The sequence below is a fragment of the Paraburkholderia sp. FW306-02-B genome (genome assembly GCF_058782725.1).
Window position 1 is genome coordinate 1,925,640 of record NZ_JBYSXZ010000001.1, and the last position, 21,586, is coordinate 1,947,225.

Annotated in this window: 22 protein-coding genes and 1 pseudogene; 7 read left to right on the top strand and 16 right to left on the bottom strand. The window is 59.8% G+C overall.

Annotation, left to right across the window (positions count from 1 at the left end; genetic code table 11):
• Positions 1-4 precede the first annotated feature (4 nt).
• Positions 5-1,243, top strand: a complete 1,239-nt coding sequence (locus AC3WOG_RS08480) for a phosphatase PAP2 family protein (protein ID WP_492577560.1) — start codon at positions 5-7, stop codon at positions 1,241-1,243.
• 42 nt (positions 1,244-1,285) lie between these two features.
• Positions 1,286-3,529, top strand: coding sequence for a S8 family serine peptidase (locus AC3WOG_RS08485; protein ID WP_492577561.1), 2,244 nt, complete (start codon positions 1,286-1,288; stop codon positions 3,527-3,529).
• 95 nt (positions 3,530-3,624) lie between these two features.
• On the opposite strand, the gene AC3WOG_RS08490 is transcribed toward AC3WOG_RS08485, so the two are convergent.
• The 8 genes and pseudogenes from AC3WOG_RS08490 to AC3WOG_RS08525 form a co-directional block, all read right to left on the bottom strand.
• Positions 3,625-3,891: a hypothetical protein gene (locus AC3WOG_RS08490; protein ID WP_492577562.1), complete on the bottom strand. Its 267-nt coding sequence runs from the start codon at positions 3,889-3,891 to the stop codon at positions 3,625-3,627.
• A gap of 365 nt (positions 3,892-4,256) precedes the next feature.
• Positions 4,257-4,400: pseudogene (locus AC3WOG_RS08495) on the bottom strand (DDE-type integrase/transposase/recombinase); the annotation flags it as partial.
• A 182-nt stretch (positions 4,401-4,582) separates the two neighbouring features.
• The gene (locus tag AC3WOG_RS08500; protein WP_492577563.1) at positions 4,583-5,347 is read right to left on the bottom strand and encodes a ParA family protein; all 765 of its coding nucleotides are present in this window, start codon (positions 5,345-5,347) and stop codon (positions 4,583-4,585) included.
• A 409-nt stretch (positions 5,348-5,756) separates the two neighbouring features.
• Positions 5,757-6,575, bottom strand: a complete 819-nt coding sequence (locus AC3WOG_RS08505; RefSeq protein ID WP_492577564.1) for an alpha/beta fold hydrolase — start codon at positions 6,573-6,575, stop codon at positions 5,757-5,759.
• The gene (locus AC3WOG_RS08510) at positions 6,559-7,797 is read right to left on the bottom strand and encodes a pyridoxal phosphate-dependent aminotransferase (protein WP_492577565.1); all 1,239 of its coding nucleotides are present in this window, start codon (positions 7,795-7,797) and stop codon (positions 6,559-6,561) included. Before AC3WOG_RS08510 ends, AC3WOG_RS08505 begins: the two co-directional genes overlap by 17 nt.
• Positions 7,794-8,444, bottom strand: coding sequence for an RraA family protein (locus tag AC3WOG_RS08515; protein WP_492577566.1), 651 nt, complete (start codon positions 8,442-8,444; stop codon positions 7,794-7,796). Before AC3WOG_RS08515 ends, AC3WOG_RS08510 begins: the two co-directional genes overlap by 4 nt.
• Positions 8,441-9,106, bottom strand: coding sequence for an RraA family protein (locus AC3WOG_RS08520; RefSeq protein WP_492577567.1), 666 nt, complete (start codon positions 9,104-9,106; stop codon positions 8,441-8,443). The genes AC3WOG_RS08515 and AC3WOG_RS08520 overlap by 4 nt, the downstream gene beginning before the upstream one ends.
• Entirely contained in the window at positions 9,103-9,771 is a 669-nt protein-coding gene (locus AC3WOG_RS08525) for an RraA family protein (RefSeq protein WP_492579741.1), read from the bottom strand. The genes AC3WOG_RS08520 and AC3WOG_RS08525 overlap by 4 nt, the downstream gene beginning before the upstream one ends.
• Positions 9,772-9,880: 109 nt before the next feature.
• On the opposite strand from AC3WOG_RS08525, the gene AC3WOG_RS08530 reads away from it, so the two are divergent.
• Positions 9,881-10,804: a LysR family transcriptional regulator gene (locus AC3WOG_RS08530; RefSeq protein WP_492577568.1), complete on the top strand. Its 924-nt coding sequence runs from the start codon at positions 9,881-9,883 to the stop codon at positions 10,802-10,804.
• Between the two features lie 194 nt (positions 10,805-10,998).
• Here the strand turns inward: AC3WOG_RS08530 and AC3WOG_RS08535 are convergent, their stop codons facing one another.
• The 7 genes from AC3WOG_RS08535 to AC3WOG_RS08565 all read right to left on the bottom strand — a co-directional run bounded on the left by AC3WOG_RS08535 (position 10,999) and on the right by AC3WOG_RS08565 (position 16,707).
• On the bottom strand, positions 10,999-11,334 hold the full coding sequence (locus AC3WOG_RS08535; protein ID WP_492577569.1) for a cupin domain-containing protein: 336 nt from the start codon (positions 11,332-11,334) through the stop codon (positions 10,999-11,001).
• A complete protein-coding gene (locus tag AC3WOG_RS08540; RefSeq protein ID WP_492577570.1) occupies positions 11,331-12,308 on the bottom strand; it encodes a quinone oxidoreductase family protein in 978 nt (325 codons plus the stop codon). Before AC3WOG_RS08540 ends, AC3WOG_RS08535 begins: the two co-directional genes overlap by 4 nt.
• Positions 12,309-12,319: 11 nt before the next feature.
• Positions 12,320-12,799 carry a gamma carbonic anhydrase family protein gene (locus tag AC3WOG_RS08545; RefSeq protein WP_492577571.1) on the bottom strand — a complete coding sequence of 160 codons (480 nt, stop codon included), beginning with the start codon at positions 12,797-12,799 and terminating at the stop codon, positions 12,320-12,322.
• Between the two features lie 53 nt (positions 12,800-12,852).
• The gene (locus tag AC3WOG_RS08550; RefSeq protein WP_492577572.1) at positions 12,853-13,734 is read right to left on the bottom strand and encodes a beta-keto acid cleavage family enzyme; all 882 of its coding nucleotides are present in this window, start codon (positions 13,732-13,734) and stop codon (positions 12,853-12,855) included.
• Positions 13,735-13,758: 24 nt separating this feature from the next.
• Complete coding sequence (locus tag AC3WOG_RS08555) at positions 13,759-14,508, bottom strand: SDR family NAD(P)-dependent oxidoreductase (RefSeq protein WP_492577573.1); 750 nt, start codon at positions 14,506-14,508, stop codon at positions 13,759-13,761.
• 12 nt (positions 14,509-14,520) lie between these two features.
• Complete coding sequence (locus AC3WOG_RS08560) at positions 14,521-15,435, bottom strand: dioxygenase family protein (protein ID WP_492577574.1); 915 nt, start codon at positions 15,433-15,435, stop codon at positions 14,521-14,523.
• Positions 15,436-15,684: 249 nt separating this feature from the next.
• Positions 15,685-16,707 carry a LacI family DNA-binding transcriptional regulator gene (locus AC3WOG_RS08565; protein WP_492577575.1) on the bottom strand — a complete coding sequence of 341 codons (1,023 nt, stop codon included), beginning with the start codon at positions 16,705-16,707 and terminating at the stop codon, positions 15,685-15,687.
• A gap of 266 nt (positions 16,708-16,973) precedes the next feature.
• Here AC3WOG_RS08565 and AC3WOG_RS08570 point away from each other — a divergent pair, with 266 nt between their 5' ends.
• Entirely contained in the window at positions 16,974-17,921 is a 948-nt protein-coding gene (locus AC3WOG_RS08570) for an ABC transporter substrate-binding protein (RefSeq protein WP_492577576.1), read from the top strand.
• A 64-nt stretch (positions 17,922-17,985) separates the two neighbouring features.
• Here AC3WOG_RS08570 and AC3WOG_RS08575 read toward each other — a convergent pair whose 3' ends face one another.
• A complete protein-coding gene (locus AC3WOG_RS08575; protein ID WP_492577577.1) occupies positions 17,986-18,270 on the bottom strand; it encodes a RidA family protein in 285 nt (94 codons plus the stop codon).
• A gap of 596 nt (positions 18,271-18,866) precedes the next feature.
• Between AC3WOG_RS08575 and AC3WOG_RS08580 the strand changes: the two genes are divergently transcribed.
• The 3 genes from AC3WOG_RS08580 to AC3WOG_RS08590 all read left to right on the top strand — a co-directional run bounded on the left by AC3WOG_RS08580 (position 18,867) and on the right by AC3WOG_RS08590 (position 21,480).
• Complete coding sequence (locus tag AC3WOG_RS08580) at positions 18,867-19,415, top strand: porin (protein ID WP_492577578.1); 549 nt, start codon at positions 18,867-18,869, stop codon at positions 19,413-19,415.
• A 28-nt stretch (positions 19,416-19,443) separates the two neighbouring features.
• On the top strand, positions 19,444-19,959 hold the full coding sequence (locus AC3WOG_RS08585) for a porin (RefSeq protein WP_492577579.1): 516 nt from the start codon (positions 19,444-19,446) through the stop codon (positions 19,957-19,959).
• 171 nt (positions 19,960-20,130) lie between these two features.
• Positions 20,131-21,480, top strand: coding sequence for an MFS transporter (locus tag AC3WOG_RS08590; RefSeq protein ID WP_492577580.1), 1,350 nt, complete (start codon positions 20,131-20,133; stop codon positions 21,478-21,480).
• The last annotated feature ends 106 nt before the right edge of the window (positions 21,481-21,586 follow it).

Consider the following 21,586-nt stretch of genomic DNA (forward strand, 5'->3'; position numbering starts at 1 on the left):
TATCGTGGGCGGACTTGGCGGAGCGGGTGGTGCGGGTGGTGCAGGCGGTGCGGGTGGTGCGGGAGTTCCACCCGGCGGTGGCGGCGCGGGTGGCGTCTATGATGCGGGCGGCGGTGGCAATTCGGGCGACGCGCGGCTTCTCGCGGAAGCGCTGATTGGACACCGGGACGGGATAGTAGGCAGTTGGCGGCCTCCGGAACTGGTCACGCTCAACTTCGATAATCAGAAACTGCAGAATCTCGCCACACCGCCGGTGCTCGACGATCCGGCTCAGCTGTGGCGATGGGAACCCTGGGTGCGCGCGACGGTGTTCGATTTCGAACTGCTGACCAGTCTGCGTTTTTCGTTTCCCGACCCTTACACCGCCATGCTGTCTCACCGGGCAAGCGCGGCAAGCGGCTCGGACGTGGAAATCGTCTCCTTGAGCAGGCCGGGCGTTGACGTCTTCACGAAACAACTCGACTGGTTGGACTTCTATTCGGACCTGCGCGAGGACCGCACCGCGGAGATACTGTGTCAGATGGGTCCGCAAGTGGCGTTCTGGAGCACCCTCATCTATCTGCACCCGAGCCGCACGCCGAAGACGCTCGAACTGCTCGATACCGTCGTGCGATTCGCGATCTTCGTGGAAATTCGCTTCAAGCATGCGATAGCGGCGCAAAGGGCCATCGAGTACTCGACCCAGGTCCAGCCGATGATCCAGACGCCGGGTCATGGCTCGCTACCGAGCGGCCATTCGACCCAGGCGTTCATTATCGCGGTGGTGCTGTGCGCATTGTTCAATGAGTTGCCCGGCTCCGTATTCCGTCAGCAGGCAATGAGACAGGCGTACCGCGTCGCGGTGAATCGAACGGTGGCGGGTGTGCATTTTCCGATCGACAGCATTGCGGGGCACGTGCTCGGCACGTCGCTCGGGGAATACTTTGTCGCGCGGTGTAAGCGCAAGCTTGGCGGTAACGGCATGATCACTTCCCGCTATTTCAAGGGCAAGGATATCAACGCCAATGATCCGCACGGCAACCCGGATTTCGACTATCACGAGCCGCTGAGCGATGCCGATGTCGCCGGCTATATCGCGAACAATCCGGGCACGACCGCGGCGCAGGTGCAAGCCTACTTCTCGTTCATCGGCTGGGACTCTGTGCAAACGGCCGTGGATGGATCCGACATTCTGTCGTGGCTATGGAACCAGGCGGAGAGCGAGTGGACGGGCAAGAGTCTCCAGACCACGCGTTTGCCGTAAGCGTGTCGATGCGTGCAGAAAGGGCGGCATACGAGGTGGCATATGAGCTGGCAATCTTTGGCGGGCGGCGGCGCGTGGAGTGGTCTCGACTGGACCGGACGCGCCGTTGACAGCGCCCGCGCCGACCCCTATCTGGCGTGGGCGGACACAACGGCATTTGCTCACCTCGGAGGGCAACCCACGGGTTGGGTGCGCGTCATCCTCGAACTGGAAGCGCACTGGCCAGTAGATGGCGCTCCGCCACTTAGCGCGCAGGCGTTCGCGGAGAGTCTGGAAAACGCGAACGCCGCGTGGAAGACGTGGATTCAGGTATCGACCGTCTATCGCTTTCCGCCGCATGGTCTGGAAGCGTCGCGCTTCCTGACGGCCGTCGTGACCAAGCAGTTCTTCACCGAAATCGATGGCGCCATGAAGGGTGTCGTGAAGCGCTTCGAACTCGGGATGCCGATCGCTCCTGGTGACGCGGCGCAGTCTTTGGCTCCCGGTCCCGAAGCGCCCGTGCCGGGAACGGCGCCCGTCTTCGGTCCCATCGCTCAACCAGGCGCAGCGTCCACTGACGCGCCGGACCAGCCGCACGCCGTGTTCATGGGTGTCATGGACGACGGACTGGCGTTCGCTCACGAACGCTTTCGTTCCGTCGCCGATATTCCGTCGACCCGCATCGAATACTTCTGGAATCAGGATGACGCGGCGGCGGCGCCGCTCGGCGTGCACTACGGGCGTGAGCTAGCCCGCGACGAGATAAACGACTTGCTTAAGCAGTGTGTGACCAACGGACTCGTCGATGAAGACGCCGTGTATCGGCTCAACGGTTACGTCAGTCCGCGCAAACGCTGGGCGCACGGCACGGAGGTCATGGATCTCGCGTGCGGCGTGAGGCCCAACAAGATCGAGGCCGCCGCGTTGATCCAGGAAGGCGAGCGGACGGTAACGGGTCAACCGCCGCGTATCCTGTGCGTCCAGTTCAAGACGGCAGGGCGAACGATTCGCGACACGTCCGGGCTGTGGTTCGCCGTTCACGCACTCGACGCGATCCGCTACCTCCTGCGTCGCGCCGACGATCTTGCCAACGGCGCGGGGTACTCGGTTGTACTCAACCTGAGCTACGGCTATATGGCGGGTCCGCACGACGGCAGTTCGATCATTGAACGCGCGATGGACGAACTGATCGGCCTGCATCGCGATCTATCCATCGTCGTACCCGCAGGAAACAGCAACATGCTCCGCTGTCACGCGACACTCCCGGTTGAGAGCGGAACGTCGAGCCCGATCATGTGGCGCGTCTTGCCCGATTGCGCCACGCCTGGTTTTCTTGAGATATGGTTGCCGAAGGATGTCGATGCATCCAGCGTGACCGTTCAGATTACTCCACCGTGGGGAGACAGGAGCCCCGCGTTTCCCGTCAAGAATCTCTACACATGGCAACCGGGGCGCAATGTGCTGTGCACGGTGGTCTATCTGGATCGCGTCGCGACGGGGGACCGCAATATGATCCTGATCGCACTCGCCCCCACGACGATGAATCAGCCGCAGCGCGATCCGGCGCCGGCGGGCAACTGGACCGTGACGCTGATGAACGGGTCGGGTGACGATCTGGAGATTCATGCGTGGGTGCAGCGTAATGAAACGGCCTACGGATATCCGCTGCGGGGACGCCAGTCGCGCTTCGAGGATCTGGAGTACAAGAGGTTTGTTTTTGGGGCCCACGTCCGGGACTTCGACGAAGGCAATGCGTCGACCTGGATCAAGCGTAGTGGCACGTTGAGTTCCATTGCGACCGGCGAGCACACCGTCGTGGTCGGTGCCTATCGCAGGACTGACGGACGCGCTGCGACCTACTCATCGACCGGACCTTCTCTTCGGGAGACGAAGCGATCCGGTCCGGATGCGGCGGCTGTCGGCGAAGACTCCGTCGCATGCGCAGGCGTGCTGGGCGCGAGTACGCGCAGCGGCTGCCTCGTTGCGCTGAGCGGAACCAGTGCAGCGGCGCCGCAGGTGGCCCGCTTGCTGGCGAGGCAAAGAATCATCGAGTACGCGAATGGATTGCAGCCCAATGTTTTCACGCCTCAGCTTTCCGCTCGTGCATGGGTCGCAGACGAGGCGGATTCCGTCGATCCGGAGCCGGCCACGCTGGCCCCTCACCTGCTAGCGCCATGCCTCGGCACTTTGAATCCACCGCCGGTACCGCTCGGTCAACATGCCTATGTGCCGCGCCTGCCTGAGATTCGGGCAGGCTCCGGCAGGTTGCCTTCGCCGCGCTGGAAGAAAAGAGGTATCAAGCTGTAGCGAAGCCATAACGCGTCGATGACCGGGTCTTCTTCACCCGGCCCTCGTCGTGTGTCGCGTGCGTCCGCTGCCGGGACCCGGAGCGGACAGAAAGATCATTGACCTCCCTTGAAAAGCTGCTGGAGCCCCGCCGCTTCTCCGTTCTGCTGCGAGCGCACGAGGTCCTGATAGACCTCGGCGCGGGTTTTGCCATGTTGAATCGCGGCGCCGCCCGACATCGAGTTGGTCGACATGTCTGACCCTTGCGAACTGTTCATGATTTCGGTTGCCGTCGGCGGCTGATGCGTGGTGGTTTCCTGCGCGTTTGCCTGCAATGAGCACGCGCAGAGCATGCCGCTGACCAGTAAAAGTGCTGTCTTCATTTTGACTCTCCTTTCGAGATGGTGGCGCATGTACCCGCTGCGCCGAACCGAAGCGCCGATGTGCGCCGTGTCCAGGGAGAAAGCGGGTCGCTCCGTGGAACGGAGTGAGTGCGATCGGGCGAGGTTGCAGAGACGCTTAGGTTGATTGCAGTATGTGTGTCGGGCGCGGGCCCGGCTATATGCCATTGGTGATAGACGACGAAGGACGCGCGCGGGGCGCACCCGGATCACCAACCGACCGTGTCGCTCAAGGTGGCGCTGCCCGGCGCCGGCGCATTCAGCGTGCGATTGCCGCCGCCCGGCACGTTCTCCCACGCAGAGTCGTTTTTCCGTGGCGTCAGTTTCCGCCTGCATCGCGATCAACCATCCTCAGGCAGCAAACCATCGGCCTTCATCTCGCGCACCGCGCGGTGCGACACGGCATAGCCATCGAGCGTGATTGTCTTCGGTGACTGGCTCCGATGCTTGATGGCCTTGTGGAAAAACGCTTTGGCTGCCTTCACGTCACGGTCAAAGTGACGGCCGGCGAACAGCCCATCCAGACTCTGCAGCTTGGTCATCGCGGGCTCTCAAATCGGCCAGGCCGACACTCTAACCGATTCGCCGATTGCTATTTGCGCCACAGCCAGCGAAACCAACGTTTGGATGTTCGTGCCATCTCGGCCGAACCGGGCCGTCTGTCGAGTCCTCGCTATTCGGTCAGTTCACGATGCAAGGCCCGATATTCATGCGAAAGTTTGTGTCCCGGATCGAGGTGAATGACGGGGGTCGCCCGCTGATGCGATTCGCGGATCTTCACGGACGAAGACAGCCGCGAAGCCAGCACCGGCAAGCCCTCACTGACGAGTTCGTCGACCAGCTTTTGGGGCAGGCTCGCACGAGGCTGAAACTGATTGATGATAATCCCTTCCACCTCCAGCACGACGTTGTGATCCTGCCGGATCTCTTTCACGTTTTCCAGCAACGTGTAAAGCGCGCGCCGGGAAAAGTCATCACAGTCGAATGGGATCAGACAACGCTCGACGGCGATCAGCGCGGAGCGGGTGTAGAAGTTCAACGCCGGCGGTGTGTCGATATAAATCGCGTCATACATGTCGAGTTCGTTTAGCGCGTCACGCAACTTGTAGATCTTGTAGCGGGATTCCAGTTTGCCGTGCAACGCGTCCAGGTCAGGATGAGCAGGCATAACGTCCAGATTCTCAAACGGCGTCGGATGAATGAAAGACGTGACTTCTACGGGCCTGAAGCTGAACGTTAGCGCGGTTTCAAAGAAGCCAGCGACGGTGGGATGGGCCTCGCTGGCCTGCGGGCCGAGCAGGTATTGACTTGAATTTGCCTGTGCATCCAGGTCAATAACCAGAGTGCGTAGACCTTCGCTGGCGCTGATGGCCGCAAGGTTGCAGACGATGGTCGATTTGCCTACACCACCTTTCTGATTGAATACGACGCGCCGCATGTTTTTCCCCTTGAACGGAAGCCGTCCCAAAGCCCCAGCATACCTGAGTCAGCGGACCGGGATGGATGCGAGCGGCTATTTTCCGCCATGGGTAATTGTGTCGTTGAAGGGCAAAGCCCGTCACCGCAGTCGCTGGTCTGACCGTTTAGGCGGATTGGTTGTCACTGCTGGCCGGACACCTTGCGGTCTGCAGCCAAGCCGCGGCACCACGAGAACAACCAGGATGCTCACCGGATTCGCGCTTCGCAACCTCAAACAATGCCGTCTGGAGAGTCGAGCATCAAACGCGATCATATTTGTCGCGCGGCTGGCATACCAGGAAGCAGACCGGTTTATGCGCTTCATGCAGCCGCCGTTTGCCCCCGCATGACACGCCGTCCGCTTCGCTTGCGGCCCGATGCTCCGTGACTTAAGCGGGCGAAGCTACGGCGAGGAACTGCGCCAGGCGATTCCACATTCCCACGGGATTTGAATACATAGGGAAATGCCCGCTGTGTGAGATTTCCGCCAGTTCTACGCCATGATGCCGAAGATGGGGCAGATACGATAGCGAAGCGTTCTGCTCGCCGTACATGAACATCCTCGGGAATGGCAGCGACAGGAACTTCGTCATCAGACTCCCATGGTCGGACAACTCGACCATGGATCCGAAGATGCCACGAATCGCTTCGGCGCGGACCTTGTGACGCAGGCTCGCCGCATAGAGCGGACACGAATGGAACGGCGAATGCCACGTTCGTTCTATAAAGTCGTCGAAGAAAGCCTGCGCGCTCTCCGAGGGATAGTCGATGACCTGCCGGCTCAGGAAACAGTCCTCGGGGGCCACGTTTCCCTCGATGTCGGTGAAGCTCAGCACGCGGTGAGGTTCTTCATGAGCGAGCATCAGCGCGGCGAGTCCACCCATCGAATGCCCGACGAGATGAAACTCGCTGATACCGAGGCGGTCGAGGACGGCTTTCGCAGTCGCCACGAGGAAAGGAATGGAGACCATCGACAGATCGCCGCACTGCGATGCTCCGCAGCCCGGAGCATCGTACGCAATGACCGGATGCCCAGCGAACGCCGGATAGTGAACGACATCGGTGTAATCCTCCTTGGTCGAACCGAACCCGTGCAGGAACACGATTGGAGCGAGCGTACCGGATTTGCGCATCGTGGCAATCTCGACGCCAATGCCTTGCACAGTCAGGGGCAGGGTTTCTTTTGCAAGCTCATTCGGCGACGGCATGTTTTTCCTCACTGAGCGATTGGCAGAAGCGCGTGATCGCGCGGCACGCTTCGATCAATGCGTCGTCATCGAGCGCGTAGGCGATCCGGATGTACGGGCCGAGCCCAAAGGCACTGCCTTGCACGACGGCGACACCGGCTTCGTCCAGTATTGCGCCTGCTACGTCTTCATCGGTATCGAGGCGTGTTCCAGCGGGCGTGACGCGGCCAATCAATCCCTTGCACGAGGCAAACGCATAAAAGGCGCCACCGGGTAGGGCGCACGTGAGACCGGGAGCCTGATTGAGCAGCTTCACCATCAGGTCGCGCCGCTGCTCGAAGACTGAACGCGATTCGGAGATGAACTGTTGCGGACCGGTGAGCGCAGCCAGCGCGGCATGCTGCGAGATCGCACTCGCTCCGGAAGTCTGCTGCCCCTGAAGCTTTTCCATTGCGTCGAGCAACCAGCGAGGCCCGGTACCGAAGCCGATGCGCCAGCCCGTCATCGCATAGGCCTTGGAGACGCCATTCATCGTCAGCGTGCGTGACATCAGCCGAGGCTCGACCTGCGCGATCGTATGGAAAGCCGCACCATCGAAAATCAGGTGTTCGTAGATGTCATCCGACAGGATGAGCACATGCGGATAGGCCAGCAGCACCTCGGCAAGCACGGCCAGTTCCTCACGGCTGTAGACCGCGCCAGTAGGATTCGACGGCGAGTTCAGGATCAGCCAACGCGTGCGCGGTCCGATCGCCCTTGCCAATGCCTGTGCTGTCAGTTTGAAACCGGTCTCGCTGCCGCACGTGACGACGATCGGGCGTGCACCGCACAACTGAACCATCTCCGGGTAGCTGACCCAGTACGGTGCGGGAACGATGACTTCATCCCCTTCGTTAAGCGTCGCAGCCAGCGCGTTGTAGATGACCTGCTTGCCGCCGCTGCAGATGATCGTGTCCTGCCAGCTGACGTCGAGTCCGTTTTCGCGCTGGAATTTCGCGGCCACGGCCTCGCGTAGCGGTCGCATGCCGGCCACCTGCGTGTAGCGCGTATGTCCGGCGCGCATCGCTTCGATGGCCGCGTCGCAGATGTGTGCGGGCGTGTCGAAGTCCGGCTCGCCTGCACTCAGCGAGACGATCCGGGCACCCGAAGCGCGTTTCGCTGCGACGCGATCCATCATGCGATAGGTTGCCGAAGGTTGCGCTTTAGCGAGGTGCACGTTCAGGCGTTGCAGATCCATCGTCATACTGCTTTTCTCCATTGCGTCAGACCCATCAGTTCGAGCGTGCTCGCGCCTTCGGTGAGCTGTTGCATCATCGTCGCTTCCTTAGCCGCGCGTGCTTCTCCGGCAGTGAGGGTGCGCTCCGCTTCGGCGGCGGGAATAATGATGACGCCGTCGTCATCGGCGACCACCAGATCGCCCTGAGCGACGGGTACGCCGGTGAACATCGTGTGCTGACCGACCGACGGCGCGCTGGCCTTGACCGTCCCGCGCACCGAGATCCCCCGTGCGAACACAGGAAAACGCCGCGCGGTCATGGCCGCGACGTCTCTCACACCGCCGTCGATGACCAGGCCCACGACACCTGCGGCCTCAGCCGCGACCGTGAGCACTTCGCCCCAGTAGCCCGCCACGAAATGACTGGTGCCGACGACCAGCACGCTACCGCGGGGCACGCGTTCCATGGCGATGTGAATCGCCAGGTTGTCTCCGGGCGAGCAAACCAGCGGATACGCTGGGGCCGCGACGAATGCGCCGCTCCAGATCGTCCGCACCAGGGGATCGACGGCGCACGGCAGGCCCGATGCCTCGTAGAGCGTGGCGCTGCCCAACGCTCGCGCGCGCTGGGCGAAGTCTGCGGGCAAAACCAGTGCTGAAGTGTGGGTGCTCACGACGCCTTCCGTTGCAGTGTGTGGTAACCGCGCGCTTCACGTGCTTCCCGAAGCGTTTTGCCCTGAGCAATCTGCGCGCGGATATCCGTTTCGACGGCTTCGATCTGTCGGGCCGTGGCGGCCACCTCGCGTGCCCGCTCGCGCGGGACGACGACGACACCGTTGGCGTCGGCGACGACGATGTCGCGCGCGCTAACCCGTGCCGTGCCGATGGACACGGGGACATTGACGGCCTCAACCTGAACGCGGTCCTTACCCGTTCGCATGTAGCGCCCTTTGGTGAACAGCGGATAACCGTCGTCCAGTGCTTTCGTCACGTCGCGACACACGCCGTCGATGACCGTACCGGCGATCTTGCGAGCCCCCGCGTACTGGGTCATGATGTCGCCCCACACCGTGCAGTCGGTCCGGCCGTCGTTATCGATCACCACCACATCGCCTTGCGCGACATCGTCGATAAAGTCGCCGACTGTGCCGGCGGGCGTGGTCGCCGGCACATACTTCACCGTGAATGCCGGACCGACGATCACGCCCGCATAGTTATCCAGCGGTGCGACGCTGAGACATTGGCCGGGCAGTCCCAGCTTGTCTAACGCGTCCGATACGCCAGGCGTATCAAGCCCGGCGAACAGGGCAACCAGGTCCTGGTCCTCGTGATTCATGACTTGCTCCCTTCCTTGATAGCCTCAAATTCCTTGTCGTGCATGACCTCGGCGACTGATCGGCCGGTGCGCACAGCCTGTACCATGCCGTCCTGCCGCCGGGCGATGCGTTCGCCCAGTTCGACGACCTCTTCGATGCGCGCGGCCGGGACAAATACGGTGCCGCAACGGTCGGCGATGACATAGTCGTCTTCATGGACGAGCACGCCGGCAACGCTGACGGACTCGCCCGAACAAACCTGAATGACCCGATTGCGCGCGCTGATCATGGTTACGCCGCGCCCAAAAACCGGATAGCCGATCGATTCGCTACCCTCAATATCGCGGCTCATGCCGTCGATCACGGAACCACGAATGCGCTTGAATTGCGCCGCATTCGCAAGAATGTCGCCCCAGCACGAAATTCCGTCGATGCCGCCGGCGATAACCAGAATGCGATCGTCTGACTGGATCTGCGCGATGACGGGGGAAATGAGGTGGACTGTCGGGTTGGCGTCCGTCTTCGGTCCCAGTTGGATGGTACTGGCGCGGCCGACGATCTTCGGGCAATCCCATAGGGGACGCAGTCCGAACGTAGCGCCAGTAAGGCCGAGGAAGTCCAGTGCATCCGACACCGTATTGGTGTCGAGCGCGGCAAAACGATCAAGCGGGGAGACTGGGGGCATGGGGAGAAGCGCCGCGAAGTGGTTGCGATGCCGTACTTTCACGCCTACAGTTCGATATGTAAATTCCGAATAATGGAAGCTTGCAATACGTCCAACCTATCAAACAGTCATGATCAATTTCAGGCTTATCCGTCATCTGTGGCTCTTCCTGGCCGTGGCCGAGGAGCAGCATTTCGGACGCGCTGCACGGCGCCTGGATATGTCCCAGCCGCCACTGACCGAGCAGATCCAGGCACTCGAACAGGCGTTGAAGGTGAAGCTGTTCGAGCGGTCCCGGCGCGGAACGCAACTTACCCCGATTGGGGCTGCGATCCTGCCGGCGGTGCGCAAGTTCGCGGACCAGCTTGAGCGGCTTGAGTTTGCGGTGCGCGAGGCCGTTGCCGGCCGAAGCGGCGTCCTGACCATCGGCGCGATTTCGTCAGCGATGCTGGATGTGCTGCCGCCGCTCATCGGGCGGCTAAAGTCCGAGTATCCGCAACTCACGGTATCGGTAAGAGAGATCGACAGTGTCGAAGCTATTCCCGCACTCGAGTCGGGTGACATTGACCTGGCTTTTGCGAGACTGGAGGGCGAACTCGGCGGGAACATTGAGTCACTTCCGCTGGCGGAGGATCGCCTGGTGGTGGCCATGCCTCGAGAGCATGCAATGGCGGGTGTCTCGCGCATCCGGCTGGCGTCGCTCGCGGAAGAGGATTTCGTGATGTTTTCGCGCCAGGTGAGTCCCGTGCACTTCGACAGTCTGGTGGCGTCTTGCCGTTCCAACGGGTTTTCGCCTCGAATACTGCATCAGGTCCGCTCGGTGGCTTCACAGGTTGCTTTCGTGGGCTGCGGTCAAGGTATTGCCTTGGTGCCGGCTTCGTTGAAGAAACTGGCGCCTGAGAATGTTGTGTTTCGTCCGCTCAAGGAAAACGTGAGCGTAGTGACCACCGCCCTGGCGTGGAGTACCGCTCGTGATAATCCGCTGATAAATGCGGTTGTCGCCGTATTAAGTAGCACAGTGGCCGGGCCCAGGATGCGCAAGCCATTGCGCTAACACCAGTGGGTCGAGTCGCCCGCCTGCCAGGTCTCGTGATTTCGGCATAACCACCGCGCCCGTCATAGCTTTGACGACTGCACACGGGGGCGAGATGTTCTCGCACTAGTCATACCGTCCGGAAGGCACCCGCTCCGTCGTTAGTGAACTTCAGTGCAAACGCGTCCAGGCAAACGATGGAGCGGGGCAAGTAATCAGGAGAGCGGCATGGCCAGGAGCACGGCGACCGGGGTAGAAGATAAATTCCTGAGTGCCCGGGCTTCACCTGGCGCGAGACGGCACGAATCGTTGGCGCGTAGTACCGCCGTACCGGCATGTGTTTCCACGGTCAGCTCCCCTGACAACACGACGTAGTGCTTCTCGACTGCAGATGCGGAAAACGACGTGTAACCACCCGGCTCAATTGTGGAAACGCCAAGCCATAGCGCGTCCGATTCTCCCGCCTCATGCCCTTGCAGCCTTACGCAGCGCATCGAAAAATGGTTCTCCGGGAAGTACTCGGGCGCCGAGTCGAATCGGGTGACGTTCATGGCTTGAGCAGGACACGGTCGGTGCTACCGCGCAACACTGCCTGATAGGCACGAACGGCATCATCGATCGGGAATACAGACTCCTGGTTGATCGGAAACGGCTTCAGCTTTCCGTTGACAAACAGGGGGAGCAACTGGTCCAGGATTTGGGCACCATCAATGCTATCCAGTGCAAGCGTGTCGATTCCAACGTACGTATGCTGACCACGGTAGAAAGCAAAGATGTCGAACGGGACGGTGCGATCGAGCGTGGAGATGAAAATTTGCGTGCCGCGCTTCGCTAGCGCCGCGTTGGCCTGGTCGAAATACGGGCTGCCAACCGTGTTATAGACGATGTCGGCGCCATGGTCGCCCGTATTCTCACGCACGATCTCTGCAATTTTTTGCGATGATGCATCGATCATGATCACTGCGCCATTCGCATGCCCGAGATAGTTTTGAGCGGTGCGTTCGACGCCAAATACCTTTGCGCCGGCGTTCGTCGCGAGCTGAATGGCTGCTTGACCCACTTTGCCGTTTGCGCCGAACACGAGTACGACATCGCCCTTTTTTGCACCCCCGGCACGTCGCAGTCCTTCATATGCCGTAATGAACGGAACGCCGATGGAACCGGCTTCTTCCATCGACAGATTGGCGGGCTTCTCGCGCACACCAGCAGTGGGAACGGTCAGATAGTGGCCATGTGAACCGTTACGCCGAATACCGAGCTCTCCTCCGCTTCCCCAAACCGCCTGGCCGATCAGCTCAGAAGGGCCATCGAGAACAATCCCCGCATAATCGCGGCCAGGTGTACGGGGCCACACCGCATGCGGCATGCCGCCAAGTACAGCCTTCACGTCGCTCGGGTTGACACCCGCGCTCACCACTTGTACCAGGCATTCTCCGGCGTCGGCGGTCGGTGCGGACTGGGGAGCGATATTCAGGTCCAATGAATCGACGTTGGCGCTGGGCGCCGTAACACGCACTGCTTTCATTTCTGGTATTCCTAAAATGTCAAAGTGACGAATTGATTGGTCTTATAGCGATCAATAAGTGCGACATAGCGTGAAGCGGCCAAGCTCAAACTCGCGTGTTCGTCGTCGGTGAGGGTTCGCAGCAAACGCGCAGGGCTTCCCGCCCAAAGTTCTCCAGTACGGACGATCTTGCGCGGCGACAGCACCGCGCCGGCGGCAAGCATGCCTCCGGATTGGACGACGGCGCCGTCCAGGACGCGTGCCCCGAAGCCGACAAAGGCGCCATCTTCGAGTGTGCAGGCGTGCAGGATCGCGCCGTGACCGACGGTGACGTCATCGCGGACAATGGTCGGCAGCCCGTTGGTCGTGCCGTGAACGATCGATCCATCCTGGATGTTGGTCCGTCGTCCAATCGAGATCCTCTGGACGTCGCCGCGCAAGACACAGTTGAACCAGATGGACGACTGTTCGCCAATCGTCACGTCCCCGATGAGTTGCGTGCCTCGAGCCACGAAAGCGCTCGGGTCGACTGACGGAACGAGTGGCAAGGCGCTCAGGGCTGTATTCACCGGCGCAACCCCAACTGTTCGCGTGCTTCCCGGGCGGTTGCCAGCTCGCCGCCAAGCGAGTGCACAATGTCGCTTGCCCGTTCGACGAGCGCGGCATTGCTTTCCGCCAGCACGCCCCGGGACATGTAGATGTTGTCTTCGAGACCCACGCGGACATGACCGCCTGCCAGCCATGCCTGAGCAACCATGGGAAACTCGAAGCGGCCGACGCCAAACGCGGCCCATTGTGCGCCCGCGGGCAGCAGGCTACGGGCGTACATCACGGACTCGGGCGAAGCGGAGAATCCATACTTCACGCCCATCACGAAAGTCCACAGCCCGGGGCCGTCCAGAACCCCTGATTTGATCAGGTCCAGTGCGAGATGCATATCGCCCGAATCAAAAATCTCGAGTTCAGGTTTGACGCCAGCTTCCCGGATCACCGCCGCCATGCGCGTGACGTTCTTCGGCGTATTGATGACGACATCTGCACCGGAGTTCATAGTGTTCAGGTCAAGGCTGCAAATGTCGGGGCGCAGCGCCAGGATGTGTTCGACACGATCTTCGGGGCGCATCAGCGTCGTTCCAGCGGCCGCAACTTTGGGATCGTCATCGCTCGGGATAAAGCGTCCGCCAGGGCCTGTCGTCAGGTTGATGATGACGTCAGTGTCTTTTGCGCGAACGCGTTGAATGACTTCGCGGTAGAGCTCGATGTCCATCGAGGGGCGACCGGTTTCGGGGTCTCGCACGTGGATGTGTACCGCTGCCGCGCCGGCGCGTGCTGCATCGAGCGATGCGTTGGCAATTTGCTCTGGGGTAACAGGCAGTCCAGGGTGTTGCTCGGGCTTGGTCAGATTCCCGGTTACCGCGCAGGTGATGATGGTCTTGCGTGAATGCATGTGTTTCCTCGGAACGGGTTTGAACTAGCTCAGCCGGCGACCGCCATCGACGACGAGCGTCACACCAGTCGTGAATTTCAGATGAGTGGCGCACGCTTCGATCGCGGCCGCGATGTCATCGGGGGTTCCGATTCGACCGAGCGGGGTGGTCGCCGCCACCTTTTCATTGAAATCTGCCCCGCGGCCCGGCACGAATGTCGTATCGACAACGCCCGGAGATACATTCACAACCCGGATCCGTGGCGCCAGCGCACGGCCAAGCGATGCCGCCATGATGTCGAGGCCGGCTTTCGCTGCGCAGTACGCGATGTTGCTGCCAACGCCGGTCGTGGCCGAGATCGAAGACACATTGACGACCAACCCGTCGCCCGACTCGGCGAGCAGCGTGTGGAATGTACGGATGGCGGCAAACTGACCTCGCCAGTTCACCTTGAACATGTCGTCGATCAGTTCATCGGTCAACGCGTCGAGGTTGTCGTGTCTGACCGGCTGCGTGAAGCCGGCGGCGTTAACCAGGATGTCGGCACGACCATAGCGGTCGCGCACAGTGCCGGCCAGCTCGTTGAGCGTAGCGCTATCGGTGATCGATGCAAGTGCAGCGCAATGTCCTTCCCCCGGCAAGCCTTCGGCCACCGCTCGCGCGTGCAAGACATCGTCTCGGCCGACTACGACAACACAAGCGCCCGAAAGTGCTAGCCGGTGTGCCGTCGCGGCGCCAATGCCGCCGGTGCCGCCCAGGATGACCGCTACCTTCTGGTCTAACGTGTGGGACATGAGAAGTTCCTCCTATTTGATCGGCGGCGTGGGGTACGTCGGAACACCTTCCGCGAGCACGAATTTGCAGCGGAGCGTGTAGTACGGCGCCTTCTGCTCGGGATGAGGTCCGATGTTTGCCTCATGCCGCTCGAACTTGCCAACCAGATCGCGCGTGACGCCGAAGACGACGTCGGAGTCCAGGTGCTCGGCGTCATCGGCAAAAATTTGCGAGATGAGTGTCGAATAGCCGTCTGCGATAACAACGAAGTGCAGGTGAGCCGGCCGGAACGGGTGTCGATGCTGTATGCGGAGCAGCGCGCCGACTGGTCCATGGGTGGGTATCGGGTAGCCGGCCGGCCTCAAGCTCTGGAAATGGAACCGGCCGTTCGTGTCGGTAAAGAAATGGCCTCTCAGGTTCATGTCCGGTTGGTTCGGATCCTGATTCTCGTAAAGGCCGACCGGCGATGCCTGCCACACATCGATCTTCGCGTTGCGGATCGGCGCTCGCCGCGTATTCAAAACTTGCCCGCTGACAAAGATGCGTGCTCCAGGTGCATTGTCCTGAACGATCGACGCACCGAGCTCATAGTGCGGCGAGCCGCCACGAAAGAACGGCCCGAGCAAGGCGCCGCCCGTCCGTTCCTCATGTGCCGAGTTGTTCAGCACTTTGACCAGAGTGGACAGGCCAAGCACGTCCGCCAACAGCACGACTTCGTTGTGGCTGTCCGTGCAGGTCAAGCCCACGTTCCTCAGGAAATCCAGGCCCTGCTCGAACTCCTCGTCGCTCAGCTTGACCTGGTTCAGGAACGCGTGGCTATGTTCTACGAACGCGTTCAGGATTTCCTTCAGGCGCGGGCTTTCGGTCTTGCTCATAGCGGCAAGTACGATGCCCGTCACCGACGCGGCATCGCTAACGATGCTGCTGCGTTGTTCAGATTTCGTCATCTTACGTCTCCATTGCAATCGATTGCATGATAGTTCAACAGATTAAGGCTGTCAAAAACTCTTTTTTTACGTGGGTATAGGATGTATTCGTGGAGAACTGGATGTGATTTGGTGAAAAATTAGCAATCGTTTGCAGCATCAACCACGAATCAGCGGCATGCTTAGGCTCGAAGTAGATGTGCCGTCGGGAAGAACGCGCGGGAAGAAGGGGCGGGAAGAACGCGCGGCACTACGCCGCGCAGATGGTGGCTATCTGGCGATCGTGGATTCGCGGACGACGAGTTCAGGCCTCAGCACAACGTTGACACGTGCCGTTGTACAGCCATCGAGATTTTCCAGCATCAAGATTGCAGCACGAACCCCCATCTCGTACAGAGGGATGCGTACTGTAGTCATAGGAGGTGCAACGGAATCCATCAGTAGGATATCGTTGTGGCCGACGACCGAAATGTCCTGAGGGCACCGGAGACCGCGTGCGTGAATGGAGTCATAGCAGCCGAGCGCAAGCAGGTCGTTGGCGGCGATGATCGAAGTGATTCCGGGATGGAGCTCAAGTAGCATGTCGCATGCGGTACGACCTTCGTCACGGGAGAACGCTTTGGATTCGAACACCGGACATTCGGCTATCGTTCGGCCTTTCTCCCGGATTGCTTCAAGGAAACCCCGGCGGCGCTCGTAACCAGTCGACAGGTCACTCGGGCCGGCGACGTGGGCAATGCAGGTATGACCAAGCTTCACCAAATGCGTTACCGCCTGCAGCATCGCCAGCTGGTTGTCTCTGATGACACAGGAAGCACGGCCACTGTTTTCACTTCGATTGACGACTACTACCGGTATTCCCATCTCAAGACAATGCTCGAGGATGGGGTCGTTGCGGCCGGAAGTCGCCAGCATCAAGCCATCAACCTGACGCCCGGCCATCTGATCGATAACGAATAGTTGCCGTTCCTTTCCACCTTCGGCGTTTGCGATCAACGGAACGAACCCCTTTTTGGCGAGTTCGTCCTCGATGCCGCGCAGAATTGGTGGAAATACCTGGTTGGCAATATCCGGCAGCACGATGCCAATGATGCAAGAGCGCCCGGTGTGAAGCGTGGCAGTGTTCCGGTTTGGGGAGAAATTCAGTTGTCTTGCAGTCCTGAGGACCTGCTCGACCGCAGCTTCGCTGATCAGATGGCGAGTCTCTGGGTTCAACACGCGCGAAACCGTGGACATATGAACGCCAACGGATTCCGCCAATTCCTTGAGGGTTGTCCGCTTTTTTCTCGTCATGGTTACGATAACGCGGTATCAATCGCCGCGCTCCAGCTAGTTAAGGGCGCTGATGTATCTGCGTGCGCCTGTACGAAAAGGCGAAATTGCAACATGAGCCAGATCGACTCTTGCCGCGAGTTCGTCTGCACCGCGACCTCGAGGTTGGCCTCAAGGCGTTCCAAACAATCAGCAGAACGGGGCGACGTTTCCGCTGTGACGCCTTGACGACGCGCGGTTCCTCCAAGTAGCATGCAATCGATTGCAAAATCCAAACAGGGTGGCACGTGGAAGAGAATCTGAATGCTTTTACTGTCCTCGGCTTCGAGGGCGCATTTAACCTGCCGATATGGGTTGGTCAAAAACGGCAGTACTTTGAAAAGTACGGACTGGACGTCGGTCTTGAGTATGTAAAGGGTTCCGTCGACATGATCAACCGCATGACGTCCGGCTCCGCACACGTAGCCTTGACAAGTGTGGACAACGTACTCGCATACAGGGGCGGGCAGGGAGAGACTGCGGACGGAAGTGCTCCTGACCTGGTTGCATTCATGGGAGGCGATCATGGTTTCCTGTCTTTGATGGCGAAATCGGAAGTCACGTCCGTGTCGCAGCTGCGAGGCAAGACTCTTTCGGTCGATGCACTGACAACCGGTTTTGCGTTCGTGCTGAGGGAAATCCTTGTGGCGAACCAGATCGCGGTGACCGACGTGACATTTGATGCAGCTGGAGGCACGGGTAATCGTTATCGCGCATTGGTCGCTGGAAGGCACGACGGGACGCTGGTGCGCACTCCCTTTGAGCGCTTGGGAGAGCGCCAAGGGCTTAATGTGCTGGTGCATGGCAGTTCGCTGTTTTCTGACTACCTGGGTACGGTTGGTGCGGTCATGCAGTCGTGGGCCTCCAAAAATCAGGATCAACTTATCTCATTCATTCTGGCCTACCGTGAAGCATTGAACTGGATCTTCGAAGTTAGCAACAACGACGCTTCAGTCGAAATACTGCGAGAAGAGTTCGTTAACCTGACGGACGATGATGCCCGAGCAGTACTCGAGGATCTGGTGGATCCGGCTCACGGACTCATTCGCGATATGAGCATTTCAGACGCGGGTCTGGAACAGGTCTCGCGCATTCGCGATGCCCACGCGTTTGCGTCGACAAGCCAATCGCGCCACGGCTGTGTGGATCGGCAGTATCTTCAAATGGCCCAAAATTCGACTCGCTGGGAGCGTTAGGCCGACTGTGTCGGACTAAAGCAATTGGGCGGAGATGCTCCCGCATCTCCGCCCGTTCAGGCACTTAGTCGACTACTGCAATCGCTTGTACCTCGATCAGCATGTCCGGTTTGGCCAGGCCCACCACCGTAATCAACGCGCTCGCGGGAAAGTTGTTTCCAAAAATCTCCTTGCGAATCCTGGTGAATTGATCTCCAAAGCGCGAATCCGTAATCGAAACCGTCATCGTGACGATATCGGCGAGCGTTCCACCGGCTTGATCGAGCGTCTTGGCAATCCGGGAGAAGATCTCCCGTGCTTGTCCTGAAAAATTCCCGGCAAGGGAGTTGCCATGTTCGTCTTCGACCACGGTTTGCCCCGCCAACCACACGATCTTGCCCCCCCCCCCTGCGTGACGACTGCCGGGGAGTACGCGCGCTCTTGCGCGGCCTCGCGTTTGATATAGCTTCGAACGTGTTTCTTCTGCGCATCATTTGCCATGCGTACCTCGCTTTCATTGATTTGAAGTGAACCGGAACGTGTTGCATGTGGATCGTGAGCACCGCTCATGGCCACTGAGCCGCGGTTGCGATCCCGAACTCCATTCTCATTATCACTAGAGAATACAAACGATTGCAGAATAATGATCGAAGACCCGATTGTCAAAAGGCCGTTGACTGGTGTTTACCCTCATTTCGTGTGACAAAAGCCCCTTTGTGCCGTGCTATTCTTCGTATTTCTAGGCCGCTATCACTGGTAAACCACAGTTTGCTTTCTGCAATCGATTGCAATAAATTCGCTTTTGCAGACTTTTGGCACTGGCAGTTGCCGGAGCTGGCAAGTGGGCCGGCATTGCGTCTATAGCAAAAACCGGCGAACAAAATCGTTGACCGCAGGGGCGTTGCGTATGAAGTACACCGAACAGAACGAGCGAGACCAGTCCTTCTTTTCACCGGAGACGATGCGATGAATACGGCCAGTAGAACGGCCCTTGCCGCAGCCATACTTTTCGCTTCTGCTTCATGTATGGCTGCTGACAGCGTGACGCTGTTCGGTTATCTGAACACCGATATCGAGAACGTTCGAGGGAGTGGCGGAAAGGGCATTCCGTCCACCTGGCGGGAGTCGAACAACCTGTCGTTCCTCGGCATGAAGGGAGCGGAGGATCTCGGTGGTGGTTGGCGTGCGTTCTTCCAGATTCAGGGGAATGTCTTCCTCAATCGAGGGGCCGGTGGCGTGAATGACCGCGATACCTATGTCGGTCTTGGCGGTCCCTATGGTCAGGTATCGATGGGATTTCAATTGACACCTTACCGTGCGTCGACATGGGTTCCGATTGACCCATTTTTCATGAACACGATTGCCGGCGCGAACAGCATCATGGGCAATGGCTTTTTCCCCGGAGGTAACGCGCAGGGGGATTCGTCATTCGACCGCCGACAGGCCAATGGCGTGCTGTATACGTCGCCGAACTGGCATGGCCTGACGGGACAAGTGATGTTCGCTGCCCAATGAGAAAACCGCTACGCAAACACCGTCGCTGTTGTCGACCTCTTTGGCATACCAGAACAGCGCTATCTATCTGTCATACGCGTACGAACGGCACAACAGCTATTTTGGGCCGGGCACTATGGATAACGGGCACCGTTTCGGCATCGCCTACACGTATGGAAGTCTGAGTGTCCGCGGCGCTGCCGAACGTCTGCATTACGAGCCGACACCGTCAACCTACACGAACCGTTGGGCATGGCAGTTGGCTGCCGTGTACCAATGGACTGTGCAATCGATCAAGGTTTCATACATCCAGGCGCAGGCGGCAACAGGGAATGCGACTGTTGCCATTGGTGGTATCGGGCGGCCCGGTGTGGATTCCGGTGCTCGCCAGATATCGGTGGGTTACGACTACGCGCTTTCCAAACGCACCACCCTGTACGCAGTGTTTAGCCGACTGATGAATCGAGCCGGTACTTCATACAACTACTCGACGAACCCATTGCCGGGTTCCGTGATCGGTATGACCCTCACCGGATTCGGTGTGGGCATCACGCACTCGTTTTGATCGATTACCCGGCTGCGACCTTGGTGTATGTCCTCGGGTTGCTCCCGCCACGACTGGCGAATGCGGCCCCTGCGGCGCCACCCCGCGAGTCGGCGAACGGGCGCTACCGCAAATCTGAGCGGCCATTCTTTCAGGCCGAACAAGCGTTTCACACGCAATAGGAGCATTAGGATGCTAGCAACACAATCCATCTCGGTTCGAGCGTTCATTAACGGGCGGAAGATGTCGGGATTTCAGATTAGAACACTCGTTCTCTGTTTTCTGATTCTGGTCCTGGATGGCTACGACACGGTCGTCGTTGGCTTCATTGCCCCCGCACTCAAATCACATTTTGGGGCAAGCCCGGTGCAATTCGCGCCGGTGTTCGGCGCCGGATTCTTCGGCCTCGCCATTGGTTCGTTCGTCTTCGGGCCGGTTGCGGATCGCTTTGGACGAAAGACTACACTGATTTGCGCGGTACTCCTGTTCGGTCTGTTCAGCATTCTTTCGTCGACGGCCACGTCGATCGAAACATTGATCGCGCTGCGTTTCGTGACCGGCCTCGGATTGGGTGGAGCGATGCCGAACGCCTATACGCTGGCCGCTGAATATAGTCCGGACCGCATGCGTTCGACGCTCATCGCGCCCCTTGGATGCGGCATCTCCGTAGGCGGTGTGTTGGGTGGTCTGCTCGCATCGCATATGGTCAGCCACTATGGTTGGCAATCGATGCTGCTTCTGGGCGGCGTATTACCTTTGCTGTTGTCCGTATTTCTGATCGTCTGGTTGCCGGAGTCGGCGTGTTATCTGGTGGCACGTGGCCGCCAGTCCGATGCGCATGCCATCATTCAGCGAATCGAACCGCAAACGCCGCTGGGCAATATGCGCCTTACGCTCGATGAAGAACCCGCTCGGGGATTCCCGGTGAACCATCTGCTGCGTCCCGGGCTCCGCGGTGGCACCTTGCTCCTCTGGGTCACGGGATTCATGGCGTTGCTGGCCGTCTATTTTCTCGGCAACTGGTTGACCATATTGATCCAGGAGAGCGGCGTGCCGTTCGGCCGTGCATCGCTGATGACGGCACTCTATTTGACTGGTAACGGTCTCGGTGCGATCTTCCTGGGGTTCTTGATGGACCGGATGAATCCGCAGTACGTGGTGGCCGGCGCGTTCCTTTGCGCAGCAATCTGCCTCGCGTCGTTCGGTCATCTGACGGAGGCTCCTGCGCTTGCGCTGGTCGCGCTCTTTCTGACTGGTGTCGGCACCGGCGGCGCCATGACAGGGACAAGTATCCTGTCCACGAGTTTCTATCCGACAGCGACACGCGCCACCGGCGTGGCGTGGACGTTGGGGATGGGGCGAGTGGGCTCGATTGTCGGCTCGATGATCGGTGGCGTTATGCTCGCCGCGCAATGGGCGCCCGCGGTGATGTTCGCCGTGGTGTCTGTGCCGATCGCTGTAGCCGCAGTCAGCGTCTACGGACTCGCATTCTATCGCCGTCGACATCCGGTGCCGGTAGCAACGGTTCTTTCAACGCAATAAGACAGTCTGCGGCGGGGAAAGTCGGGGGCAGGGCATCGATATCCCTGGATATTGCGGCGCACATAGCGAGCACACGTGTGTTCGCTATGTGCGCCGCAGCGTCGAA